At 29.8% G+C, this 13,273-nt stretch carries 10 protein-coding genes and 2 pseudogenes; 7 read left to right on the forward strand and 5 right to left on the reverse strand.

Going from position 1 to position 13,273, the window contains the following annotated elements; genetic code table 11:
• The first annotated feature begins 146 nt into the window (after positions 1-146).
• Positions 147-2,063, forward strand: a complete 1,917-nt coding sequence (locus tag KGF42_RS04055) for a PTS sugar transporter subunit IIA (protein ID WP_227822704.1) — start codon at positions 147-149, stop codon at positions 2,061-2,063.
• Between the two features lie 143 nt (positions 2,064-2,206).
• On the opposite strand, the gene KGF42_RS04060 is transcribed toward KGF42_RS04055, so the two are convergent.
• On the reverse strand, positions 2,207-3,346 hold the full coding sequence (locus tag KGF42_RS04060; RefSeq protein WP_227825816.1) for a glycerate kinase: 1,140 nt from the start codon (positions 3,344-3,346) through the stop codon (positions 2,207-2,209).
• A 603-nt stretch (positions 3,347-3,949) separates the two neighbouring features.
• On the opposite strand from KGF42_RS04060, the gene KGF42_RS04065 reads away from it, so the two are divergent.
• The 4 genes and pseudogenes from KGF42_RS04065 to KGF42_RS04080 all read left to right on the forward strand — a co-directional run.
• Positions 3,950-4,429, forward strand: a complete 480-nt coding sequence (locus tag KGF42_RS04065) for a hypothetical protein (RefSeq protein WP_227825817.1) — start codon at positions 3,950-3,952, stop codon at positions 4,427-4,429.
• An 86-nt stretch (positions 4,430-4,515) separates the two neighbouring features.
• Complete coding sequence (locus KGF42_RS04070) at positions 4,516-5,094, forward strand: helix-turn-helix domain-containing protein (RefSeq protein WP_413926987.1); 579 nt, start codon at positions 4,516-4,518, stop codon at positions 5,092-5,094.
• Between the two features lie 395 nt (positions 5,095-5,489).
• A pseudogene (locus tag KGF42_RS04075) lies at positions 5,490-5,831 on the forward strand (helix-turn-helix domain-containing protein); the annotation flags it as partial.
• Positions 5,832-5,888: 57 nt separating this feature from the next.
• Positions 5,889-6,446, forward strand: a pseudogene (locus KGF42_RS04080) (tyrosine-type recombinase/integrase); the annotation flags it as partial.
• 167 nt (positions 6,447-6,613) lie between these two features.
• On the opposite strand, the gene KGF42_RS04085 reads toward KGF42_RS04080, so the two are convergent.
• The 3 genes from KGF42_RS04085 to KGF42_RS04095 all read right to left on the reverse strand — a co-directional run bounded on the left by KGF42_RS04085 (position 6,614) and on the right by KGF42_RS04095 (position 9,822).
• Positions 6,614-7,339 (reverse strand): MurR/RpiR family transcriptional regulator, encoded by a 726-nt coding sequence (locus KGF42_RS04085; RefSeq protein ID WP_227822707.1) that lies wholly within the window; start codon positions 7,337-7,339, stop codon positions 6,614-6,616.
• Between the two features lie 268 nt (positions 7,340-7,607).
• On the reverse strand, positions 7,608-8,372 hold the full coding sequence (locus tag KGF42_RS04090; RefSeq protein WP_107594019.1) for a ChbG/HpnK family deacetylase: 765 nt from the start codon (positions 8,370-8,372) through the stop codon (positions 7,608-7,610).
• Between the two features lies 1 nt (position 8,373).
• Positions 8,374-9,822, reverse strand: coding sequence for a PTS transporter subunit EIIC (locus tag KGF42_RS04095; RefSeq protein WP_227825818.1), 1,449 nt, complete (start codon positions 9,820-9,822; stop codon positions 8,374-8,376).
• Between the two features lie 364 nt (positions 9,823-10,186).
• On the opposite strand from KGF42_RS04095, the gene KGF42_RS04100 reads away from it, so the two are divergent.
• Together KGF42_RS04100 and KGF42_RS04105 are read left to right on the forward strand one after the other, a co-directional pair.
• Positions 10,187-10,909 (forward strand): GntR family transcriptional regulator, encoded by a 723-nt coding sequence (locus KGF42_RS04100; RefSeq protein ID WP_227822709.1) that lies wholly within the window; start codon positions 10,187-10,189, stop codon positions 10,907-10,909.
• 196 nt (positions 10,910-11,105) lie between these two features.
• Positions 11,106-12,773, forward strand: a complete 1,668-nt coding sequence (locus tag KGF42_RS04105; RefSeq protein ID WP_227825819.1) for an alpha,alpha-phosphotrehalase — start codon at positions 11,106-11,108, stop codon at positions 12,771-12,773.
• Between the two features lie 95 nt (positions 12,774-12,868).
• On the opposite strand, the gene KGF42_RS20400 is transcribed toward KGF42_RS04105, so the two are convergent.
• Positions 12,869-13,267: an amino acid permease gene (locus KGF42_RS20400; RefSeq protein WP_413926988.1), complete on the reverse strand. Its 399-nt coding sequence runs from the start codon at positions 13,265-13,267 to the stop codon at positions 12,869-12,871.
• Positions 13,268-13,273: the final 6 nt, after the last annotated feature.

The following is a 13,273-nucleotide window of genomic DNA, read 5'->3' on the forward strand; positions in this document are numbered from 1 at the left end:
ATAAATATATTTCCTAATAATAGGAAATCATTTACTCTTAACTAGACATATTAATATATAGTATAATGTACATTATAATACGTACATTCAATTACATAAATATCATATCATACAGATTTTATTTTAAAACTATGAGAGGGAATCTAATGAAAACATCTAAAAAAGAGTTATTTTTAAATTTCATAAAAACGCAACACGATTGGATAGATTCATCCACATTAGCCAATTATCTTAATGTATCAACACGTTCGATTAGAAAGTATGTAAATGAAATTAATTCTACTGGTGAATTTATATTATCCTCTAAAAAAGGATATAAACTAAATCTTAATAATAATTCTCAAACTAAAATTGATAGTTCAGATAATATATCACCTGATAATAGATTAAATTTAATTTTGAAAGAACTTATAGTTAATAGTAATGGAATTAATATGTTTGATTTAAGTGAAGAATTATTTGTTAGCCCATCTACTATTGAAGGGGACATAGTCAAAGCTAATAAATTTATAGGAAGTTACAATTTAAAGATAAAGCAATCGAGATTTTTATTGAAACTAGTTGGAAATGAGTCTGCAAAGCGTAAATTAATGAGCTCTATAATATTTAAAGAAACAGGAAGTGATTTTTTAAGCTTATTTGACGTACAAAAAATATATCAAGAGTATAATTTAACTAAACTAAAAGAAAATATAATATATATATTAAAAAAATACAATTTGTTTATAAATGAGTATGCTATAAATAACATACTTCTTCATTTAATGATAACTATAGACAGAATAAAAAAGAATAACTACATAGAGTCTGTCGAAGTAGTGAGCTACATAGATAATAATAATATAGATATAAACATTTCAAGAGATATATCAGATTTTTTAGAGTCTGAATACAACATAACTTTAACTAGTGCAGAATTGTACTACTTAGTATTTCAGTTAACAAACAAAACCACAGTCTTAAACTATCATCAAATGGATACTAAGTCATTGTCAAATTATATAAATGAACATTTTGTTGAATTAACTAAAAAAATAATTAAAAATGTATATGACTTATACTTTATAGATTTATCTGATGATGAATTTGTTGTAAAATTTACTCTTCATGTAAAAAACTTAATCAGTAGGGCTAAAAATAATCAAGTTTTGAGAAATCAAATACCTCAGAAGTTAAAAGACTCCTACCCTCTGATATATGATATATCTGTTTATATTTGTAATCAGATTCAAATTTTAGAAAACATAGAAATAGATGAAGATGAAATATCGTATATATCTCTTCATGTAGGTTCATTTTTTGATAGACAAAAATTACTAGAAGATAAAGTTCTCTGTGCATTAATTACTCCAAACTATTATGATTTACAACTCAAAATAGTAAGAGACCTTGAAAAGAGATTTAATGAGTCTATAGAAGTTATTCAAATTTTTTCAGATACTCATAACCTGGACTTTGATAATAAAGTAGACATGGTTATTACTACTTTACCAATTAGTGATAGATGTCCTATACCTTTTGTCTATGTAAATCCTTACCTAAATAGAAAAGATTATGATAATATCCAAAGTAAATTTATTCAGATTAAAGATAGAAAAAACATACTTACTGTACAGAATCATTTAGAAATGTACTTCAGTGAATCTTTATTTATGAAAAATATATATTTAGATAGTGCTAAAGATTATATAAAATTTATGGGAAATATTCTGTACGAAAATAAATATGTTAAACCCAATTACATAGATGATGTTCTTATAAGAGAAAACATGTCTTCAACCGCATTTAATAACAACGTAGCAATTCCTCATAGTATGAAAATGGATGCTTTAAAAACTGGAGTCTGTCTAATTGTCAACGATAAACCAGTTAAATGGGGTAAGGAAAAAGTTCAAATTATAGCTATGATACCCATAAATGAAAAGGAAAAGGAAAAATTCAATTACATATTTGAAAGCTTTATTGAAATATTATCAGAGTGGAACAATGTTAAAGAACTTACTAAGGCAGATAGTTATAGTAGTTTTATGAATAGAATAACTTATCTTATTCAAAATATATAAATTCATTAATCTATTTGCAAGACCTATTTTTAAAATTACTAACACAAAATAAATAAGCTGTCACACTAAAAGTCTAAATTCATATGTGACAGCTTTCTTTTTTTACCTAATATATCTTATTTTTAATATGACTTATTTCTTAACTATTGTACACTAGTTATAAGATTAAATATTTGTACTGTTGTAGCCATCATATTGTCACTAGCAGTTTCTTTATCCATTGCTTCTTCTATTGTCATAGCTCTATTTACTATAGAAAAATAAGCATCTATCCCCTCTTCATTACATTTAACTGCATCTTCTGTTGTTGCTCCAGCCAAACCTATTACTTTTACACCATACTTTTTTGCCAGTTTTGCAACTCCTATTGGTGCCTTGCCCATAGCAGTTTGATTGTCCAATCTACCTTCGCCAGTTATAACAAAGTCTACATCTTTTAACTCTTCCTCTAATTTAATTTCTTCTAATATTATTTTTATTCCAGATTCTAATTTTGAATTTAAAAATGCTAAAAACGCAAAACCTAATCCTCCTGCTGCACCTGCTCCTTCTACATTAGCTACATCTTTATTTAAGTAATTTTTAACTACTTTAGAAAAATTTCTAAGCCCATTATCTAACTCCTCAATTATTTCTGATGTTGCACCTTTTTGAGACCCGTATATGTATGCAGCTCCGTTTTTTCCAAACAGCGGATTATTTACATCACAAGCTATTTTAAAGTTACATTCATCTAATTCTTTTAATCTATTCTCTATTTTTATATATCTTATTTCATTTAAAACTTTTCCACCTAATCCTACTAATTTGTTATTTTTATCATAAAACTCAAATCCTAAAGCTTGAAGCATACCCACTCCAGCATCATTAGTAGCACTTCCACCTATTCCAATTATAAAATTTCTATATCCTTTATTTATTGCTTCCTTTATTATTTCCCCAACACCATAAGTTGTAGTGTATAAAGGATTTCTAAGTTCAGTTGGAACTAATGTTAATCCTGATGCTTGAGCTATTTCTATTATTGCTGTACTTGTATCTTTTAATAATCCATATGTTGCATTTACTTTCTTAACTATTGGCCCAGTAACTGCTATAGTTTCTTTTTCACCGTTCATTCCTTGAACTAAAGCATCTACTGTCCCTTCACCACCATCAGCAAGTGGCAATATCTTTACTTGTGCATCTTCTTTAACTTTCAATATCCCCTTTTTTATTGCATTTGCTGCCTCTATTGAGGATAAGCTTCCTTTCAAGGAATCTATAGAAATTAATACTTTCATATTTATCTACTCCTTATTTTAAACATATAATTTTATAAGCTTAATTTATCTTTTATTTTATACTCTAAATCTTTCTTTGTATACAACTTATACTATCTATCTTTTTTTCCTGCAAAAAATAGATAGGAAATCGGAAATATCCGCATAAATACAGTATCTATCAGTAAAACAACTAAAGAAAAAAGAAGAAAATTACAACAAATGAAAGAGCCTTATGTAACGATTTATAGGGAGTTATATAAAGTTATGGAAGAATGACGCTTGAAACAGAGTGTCTTTTTCTATGCAGTGTAACAGCATACTATTTCATTTCTGCTTGATTACCTTAAAACTTATTAGTCTATGGTTTGTCAAAGGCTTGTTGCGTAAGCAATGCTGAATAGCAACCTTTACAAAAGCAGAAAAGAAATGACAATGTTTATAACAGCATGATATAATACACATGATATAATACAGATAAAGACAAATTGGAAGTTGTGTAAGGGAAAATTATAAATATGATATTATGGATATGCGTTGGTGTTGCATTATTATGTGCGGGTATTGCGACATATTTTGGAACAAAAAAGAAAAAGTAAAATCCGAATTTTAGGAGAAGTTATTATGATATATGTTGCTTTAGTTGTGCTTGTATGTTTTTACTTTGCGGTCTTGGGAATATATGAAAAAAAGAAAATAGTCGAAGAAAAATCAAAGAAGATTGCTAGGATATTATCAATAATTATAGTAGTTGCTCCAATCATTGCAACGATATTTTTTACGATATTGTTTTCTTTTGTATTGCAAGGAAGACTAACAGAAAGAATTTCTCATTCAATAATTGTATTTTCGATGTGGATTTGTGCGTTACAATTCTATAAATATATTATCTCACATTTCAAAAATAAGAAAAATTTGAAATTATCCATTATTGGAATGATTTTATCAGTGGGAATGGCAATATTCCTAACACCATTAGATAGATTTTGTATACAAATTTATTCCTATTTGCAAGAAATTACAGTTCCATTTTCAATAGGTATAATAAATTTTATTTATACTGTGATTTTTTGTACATACCAATCTTTGAGAAAAAGCAAATAATATTACTGTTATGATATGCAACTTCCAGTTTGTAGAGCAAACGATAAATGAAAATTTGTTGCAGTAATGACAAATGTTAATTTGCGTTGCTTGTAGCAACGGTCGTTTTGATATTTAATAGTTGTATCAAAACAAAGGAGGCACAGGTTATGTTGAATGAAAATATTAAGAATCTACGAAAAACAAAAGGTTTATCGCAAGAAGAACTTGCTATAAAGCTGAATGTAGTAAGGCAGACGGTATCTAAATGGGAAAAAGGACTATCGGTTCCTGACTCAAGTATGCTTATTTCTTTAGCAGACGAACTAGATACTTCTGTAAGTATATTGCTTGGAGAAACTGTACAGGAACATTGTTTGAATGAATTGGATTTAAAGAGTATTTCTGAAAAGCTTGAGAGTATTAATCTCCAATTTGCTAAAAGAAGTGAGATGAGAATTAGGATAATTCGTTACCTGCTTATTTCATTTTGTGCGATTATAATAATAGTATTTATTGCTTTTGCAACTATGCACAGCGAATATTTGAATTGGGATTACAATATTCCAGAATTGGCAGTTGAAGGTACAATGTTGCATGGTGTTGAATTTTTATTCGTAAGATTTGCACCATTCGTCTTTATTGGCTCTATAATCGGGATTGTATTCACATATAGAAAAAGATAAATCTTAGTTTATGCGAAAGATACGCTCAAAATCTTACAAGCCGACGGAGTGATCCGCCCACGGTGGCGCTCGCAAGACATATCGCCACGCCAGCTTGCTGTCGAGGGGGCGGTTCACTTCGGCAGTTCGGCGAGCTTTAGCGAGCCGTTCAAAGCCCCCGTTATCTAACAGGGGGTACTATTACAAGAAACAATGGACAAAACAAATACAAAAATGCCGATATGCAACGATTTATAAGGTTATAAGGACTTACTGCACTTCACACCCTGTCAATTCTACCCGATAGGTCTAAAACAGCATATCGATAGCAAGAAAATACATGATACAAGGTGTATGCTCCTATGAGCGTATGCCTTTTTTGATTGGACGAATGGAACATGAATGACATGGAATTTATGGAAGCACTGAAAGAAAAACGGAACGCCTGCGGCTATTCACAAACAAGACTGGCAAAGGACCTTCATATCAGCAGGCAAAACTTAAATGAAATTGAGAACGGCAAGACACGAGTCAGCAGGGAAATGAAGCATACGCTCCTGTATTATCTTGATTACTGTAAATGCACACAGCCGTTTACACTGACAGTTGATTATCTGCGTGTTCGCTTCCCTACCACAGACGCATTGGAGATTATCCAAAACGTGCTGGCTATGAAAAGCGAATATTTTATTCATGAAGATTACGGACTGTTTGGCTATGAAGAACAATATATCTATGGAGAGATTATCGTCATGCCTTCTAAAGACGTTTCTATAGGCGTTTTGTTGGAATTGAGGGGCATGGGCTGTCGGCAAAGGAGCATAGCCAGCATAAAGCCGTCATACGCTAAGGAATGGGCGGTCAGAATGAAAGAGAATGGCTTTTCCTACAAGACTATCAATAACTACAAGCGTTCCTTGAAAGCGTCCTTATACATGGCGATAGAGGACACTGTGTAAGGAAGAGCCCGTTTGATTTCCAGCTAAGCGAGGTCATAGAGGACGACAGCAAGCCGAAAATCACATTGAGCGAGTAGCAGGAAGCAAGGCTATTAGACTTTATGAAGCAAGACAACGTTTACAGCAAGTATCATGATGATGTGCTTATCCTGCTGAAAACAGGATTGCGTATCTAGGAACTGTGCGGACTGACAAAGAATGATTTGGATTTCAAGAACCATGCAATCCGTATCAATCATCAGCTACTCAAAGACAAGGACGGCTTCTACATAGCAGAGCCAAAGACAAAAAGCGGTGTCCGCAACGTGCCTATAAGCGAAGAAACAGAGAAAGCCTTTCAAAGAGTGCTGAAAAGGAATCAAAAGCCAAAGCTCAAAGAGATAGACGGTTACCGCAATTTTCTGTTCCTCAGTCCCAACGGCTACCCTATGCAGGAGAGCAGTTATAAATCGGTGCTGAACCTCCTTAAATCATTTGATGTTATGAATATAGCATAAAATAAATCATGAAAATGTTTTTTTGAAATTATACACATAATTTCTTTTTTAAAAATAGAGGTTTGTGTATTTATACACAAACCTCTATCTTAACCAGTATTGCTCTATTATTGCTCTCATAATCATCATGATTGGAACCTTATCTGATATATTGTATCCATTTACTTGTCTAATTGTCGAATAGCAATATAAACTTATATCTGCAATTTGTTGTAATTGATTTTCACATATATGTGTTAAAGCTACTACCTTACATCCTTTATCAGTTGCTATCTTTGCTGCTTCTATCACTTCTCTTGTTTCCCCACTTAAACTAAGTACAAAAAACATATCTTGTTCACCCAATTTGCCTATATCATGAAGTACTTCATGTCTTTGGCTATAGTAAGTTATATTATTATGACCACCTCTAATTTCTTTTACTAATATCTCACATAAAGGAATGTTTTGACCTATTCCATAAACTATAATATTCCTAGATTTTTGAATTATATCTGCTACTTTATTTATTTTTCCATAATCTATTAGCTCTAATGTCTTTTTTATATCTGATTCAAAACCATCTTTAGGCTCTTTATTCTTATCTTTTAACTCTTCTTTTAAATTATTTTTTAGCTGGGAGAAACCATCATACTCCATCTTTTTACATAGCCTAACTATAGTATTTGGCACAGTAAAAAATTTATCTGCTAAAGATTGTATTGATAATTTTACTACTTCTTCTTTGTTTTTTCTCATATATTCAATTATCATGTCTTCTATATCTGTAAATTTATACTCATATTTTTTTGCTCTTTCATAAAATTCCATAGTTTATCCTCCATCTATTTTATTATTTTACATAAAATGCTCAAATATTATCTAAATTTTTTATTAATGTTATTATAATTTAAAATTTTTAATTTTTTAATGCGTACTACTCCCTTTATTATACATAAAAAATGTGTACTTCCTATATTGATAGAGATGATTCAAATTTTTATTTTGATACATCTCCATCAATATTCTTTTAGAAAATACACATTTTATTTCAAATACTCATTTTTAATTAATATTTTGGGTAATCTATTCTTTATATCTAATTATTAGCCTTTAAAAGGTCTCTAAAATCAACCAACTCAATATTATTTCTTTTTAACCACATTTTAACATCCTTATCACATAGCATTGCATGTTCATATACTCTTTCTTGAACAAGAGAAGATGATTTAATAAGATTATAATCTATAAATCCTGGATGAGTAACCATTAGTGTTATATCTTTATCTAAATTTATATACTTTTCTTCAAATAATTTAACAAAAGATTTGTCTAACTTGTAAAAATGATTCTGAGGATATTTGCTTGGCATGCTAATACTTGAATCTAAATAATAAGGACAACTTGGTATACCATGTTCTTTTCCAGCATCACACATTGCCGATATTGATACATCATCTTCTATCCCATGTATATCAATATACTCAGGCAACTTGTTCATATACAACTTATAAGTTTCAATTTGAGCACAAACTTCTTCATATACTTCTTCATAATTAAAAATATCTTTACCTGTAAGTAGTTGTGCTCTTCTTATTTTGCTAGAAACAAATTTTCCACCTTCATCTAACAAATTCTTTATCTTAATCTGTTCTTTACAACAAGGTTCTCCTATTACTAGGTTAACATGTAAACCAAAGCATATATCATCATTTTTTACCATTTCTATAGCTTTTCTTGAAAAAGGCATATTCACCATGATTCCAGCACTTGTAACAATACCATTCTTATAAGAAGATATTATTCCTAGTGTAACACCTTCTGAATATCCTATATCGTCTGCCCTAACTACTAATTTCTTCATTTTATGCTTCTGCCTGCTTTCTCAACTCATCAAGTTGCATTTCCATCTCATCCTTTACTTTAACAACATCCGTTCCTATGATTATTTGAACTGATGTATTACTCAACTTGATTACTCCTTTTGCCCCTGTTTTTTTTATGTTATCATCATTTAAAAGAGCTGCATCTTTCACTTCTAAACGCAATCTCGTCATACAATTATTAAGTGTCACTATATTTTCATAACCACCACAATTTTTAATTATCTGCTTAGCCATATATGAAAAATTGCCATGAGAAAGTTTTAAATTCTTTTCTTTTTCACTAACTTTATCACCTATCTCTATCTCAACTTCACGTCCTGGTGTTTGTACATTGTCTTTTATTATTATGTATTTAAATGTTACATAATATAATACAAAGAATACAATTCCTATAGGTATAACTAACCATGCTTTATCCCCATAACTAAAGCTTAAGACATAGTCAATTATACTTGCTCCATTAAATGAACCCAAACGAGCCCCCAGTAAATATAGTACAACTCCACCTAGACCAGAATAAAAAGAATGAATTATATATAACTTTGGAGATGCAAACAAAAACGAAAACTCTATAGGTTCAGTTACCGTTGCCATAAAAGAAGTTAATGCTCCAGCCGTCATTGCCCCTTTTACTTCTTGCTTCTTTTTATCCTGTGCTGTTTTATATATAGCATAAGAAATAGCAGGTATTGAGAACATCATAATTATATAAAATCCTGTCCAGAAGAATCCTGCATTTGGGTCTCCTGCCATAAATCTAGGAATCTCCCCTCTTATAACTTCTCCTGTTGATGTTGTATACTCACCCATTTCAAATAGTATGTAAGCATTTAAAACTTGATGCAATCCAGTTGGTATTAATGCACGATTGCAGAACAAAAATAAGAATATTCCTATTGCACCAGCTCCTCCTAACCATAAACCAAATTGATTCATTGCAGCTTGTGGATATATCCATAATAAACTAAATATGTATGATAAAATTAAAGCTACTATTGGAGATAATGTAATTACACACTTTTCCCCTGCAAAAAAACTTAAAAACGCAGGAACTTTAACTTTATGTGTTCTATTATAAGTCCATGCTATACAAGCTCCAACAATTATCCCACCAAATACTCCTGCATTTAATGTTTCATTCATTAACTCTAAATTTGACTTAAATATCATATATGCAACTACTGCTGCAACCATTACACTTGTCTTATCCTTAGACTTTGAATAGGCACTAGCTGCTCCTAATAAAAATAAGTAGTCCACATTTGAAAATACTATATTAGATATATTAGATATAGCTGGGACATTAAGCATATTTGTTCCAAATAATAACCCTAATATACCTGCTGCTGGCATTACAGCTATAGGCACCAGCATAGTCTTTCCTAAAAGTGACAGTTGTTGCATCATCTTGTTTAAGAACCTCTTCATATTCAATCCCCTTTCTCTTTCGATTTAAATTTTTTTGAAAACGATTTATTTAGATTTTATATCTTAAATATTATATTTGTTTAAACAAATTGTCAATATTTTTTATTTATTTTATTTTTACCATTTAATTCCGTATCTAAATACTTTTGTGTATATTGCTATATCTAGTCTATTTTTTCATATTAATTTTTTTTATTTTCAAAATATGTTTAATCATATATTCAAAGTAACTCACAAACTAGTTTAATTTTATCCTTTTTATGCTTTATATCATTACATTTTCACTATACATGTCTAAACACATTTGATATAATTTGTTCATATCAGTTCAATAATATTACTAAAGACCTTTAAGGAGGGGTATATGGCTAAAAATAAATTTTCAGAGATATATGAAGTATTAAAAGAAGAAATACTTGATGGTAAATATACAAGTAATATGATGTTGCCTACTGAACTTCAACTTATTGAAAGGTTTTCATGTAGTAGAAATACTGTACGTAGAGCAATTTCTCAGCTAAACACAGAAGGATATGTTCAAAGTATAAAAGGCAAGGGCGTTGTAGTATTAGAGAATAGTTTTTCTAATGATTTTTTTCTAAATATGCACAATTTCAAGGGTGTAGAGTCGATTGTAGAAGACAAAAAGGTTAATACTGCTACTAGTGTTCTTCATTTCAGCAAAATCTTAATTGATAATAAGTTGTCTAAAAAGACAGGTTTTAAGGTTGGCAGTGAAGTATATCACCTTCACAGACTACGATATATTGATAATATACCTAAAATACTCGACATTAATTATTTTTTATGTAGTGTAGTTAAAGGCCTTGATGTTTCTATAGCACAAGGTTCCATTTACAAATATATAAAAGAGTGTCTGGGTACAAAAATTGTTTCATCCAGAAAGATATTTAAAATTGAAAAAGCTACTGAACTTGAGTTAAAAACACTACCTTTAAATGATTATAATTGTGTTGGTGTTATTAAAAATAGTGTATATACTGATGATGGAAAGCTTTTTGAATATACAGAATCAAAGCATACACCTGAAACATTTATATTTATGGATGTTACTCAAAGATATTAAAAGAATTATGTTTAATTAAACATAATTTTTTTGCGCTTAATCACTTTATACGCTACTAACCTCACTATTCTATATATAATTATATGTTTATACAAATATATTTTTATTTTATACTAAAGCTTTAATACTAGTTTTATACTTGACAATTTGTTTAAACATATTATAATTAACTTATAAATTACAGGAGGTGTCGAGTATGAAAAATTGGTGGAAAAAAGCAACTGTTTATCAAATATATCCAAAAAGTTTCAAAGATAGCAACAATGATGGTATAGGTGATATAAATGGTATTATAGAAAAGTTAGATTATCTCTCTTCTTTAGGTGTTGATTTATTATGGTTGACTCCTATGTATGTTTCCCCTCAAAGAGATAACGGGTATGATATAGAAGATTATTATAATATAGACCCGAAATATGGTACAATGAGTGACTTTGAAAAACTCTTAAAAGAAGCACATAAAAGAGATTTAAAGATAATGATGGACATGGTTTTAAACCATACATCTACTGAACATAAATGGTTCAAAGAATCTAAAAAAAGCAAAGATAATCCATATCGTGACTATTATTTCTGGAAGGATGCTAAACCTGATGGTTCTGTACCTAATAACTGGATATCCAGATTTAGTGGAACTGCTTGGAAATATGATAAGACTACGAATCAATACTACCTACATTTATTTGAAGAAACTCAGGCTGATTTAAATTGGGAAAATGAAAAAGTCCGTGAAGAATGTTACAAAATCCTAGAATTTTGGGCTGACAAAGGTATTGATGGTTTTCGTTTAGATGTAGTCAACCTACTATCTAAAACACCTGGATTACCTGATGACCCTATAACAGGACCAAAAGGAGATGGAAGAACTCACTACGCTGATGGTCCTCGTATACACGAATATTTACATAATATGAATCAAAAAGTTTTCAAACCTAAAAATATAGTTACTGTAGGTGAAATGTCATCTACTACACCTGAAGAGTGTATCAACTATACTAGAGAAAATCGAGAAGAACTATCTATGGTTTTTAGCTTCCATCATATGAAAACAGATTATAAAGGAGGCGTAAAATGGACTAATGAAATGTTTTCTTTATATAAATTAAGAAAAGCACAATCTGACTTTCAATATAAAATGTATGAAGGAAAAGGATGGAATGCTCTATTTTACTCTAACCATGACCAACCTAGAGCTTTATCTAGATTTGGAGATGATAGATTTTTTCGTCAAGAAAGTGCTAAGATGTTAGCTATAACACTATTTGGTTTACAAGGTACTACCTACATATATCAAGGTGAGGAAATAGGTATGACAAATGCCTACTTCACTAAAATAGATGAATATGACGATGCCGAGAGTAAAAATGCATACTATCATATGATTAAATCTGGTATTGATGAAAAGGAAGCATTGCTTATACTCCAACAGAAATCTAGAGACAATGCTCGTACTCCTATGCAATGGGATAATACTATTTATAAGGGATTTTCTAATCATAAACCGTGGTTAAAAGTTAATAATGACAATATTAGTGTAGAAAATGAGCTTAACGATTCACGTTCAGTATTTTACACTTATCAAAGATTAATCAAATATCGTAAGCAATATGATATTTTTACAGAAGGTACTTACAGATTACTAGATGAAAATCATAAAAATCTATTTGTTTATGAAAGAGAATATAAAAAACAAAAGCTTCTTGTTATAAGCAACTTTACTCATGATAATGTAGTGTATAAATTACCTGAAACTTATTTGAATAAATTAAACTACACAATACTTGAAACTAATTACACTAGAGATACAATTGAGAATGAAATGGAAATAAAACCTTATGAAAGTATAATGATATATTATAAATAAAGTTATTTATGTAAAAATCGGTATAACACCAGGGTGTTATACCGATTTTCCTAAATTCAAAATAATCTTTATAGAATCCATATAAATTACAAGAATTATTTGACTTCTACATCATTATATTTCTTTGAGTATACCTTAGTCATATAGAAATATATAGGAACTACAATTATCATCCCTCCTAATCCCCAAACTATCTTCATAGGTTCATCTATACCTGCTTTTATTAGTAATAATATACTTATAATAACTGCAAATATTGGTATAATTGCTCCTCCAGGTATTCTAAAATTTACATCTTTACTAGCATACTTCTTTCTTAATATCAATACAGCTAAACAGGTAGGAATATATTGAATAAATCTAGATACAACACTTATTTGAGATAATGTTGTAAATGAGCCCGACCATGCTATTAGTAAAGTTCCTATAACAGATACTATAATGGCTATATATGGAGCTCCATTTTTATTAGTTTTTCTTATAGACTTAGGCATTAATCC

The sequence above is a fragment of the Clostridioides sp. ZZV15-6383 genome, assembly GCF_020657735.1.
GTDB classification, from domain to species: Bacteria; Bacillota; Clostridia; order Peptostreptococcales; family Peptostreptococcaceae; genus Clostridioides; species Clostridioides difficile_D.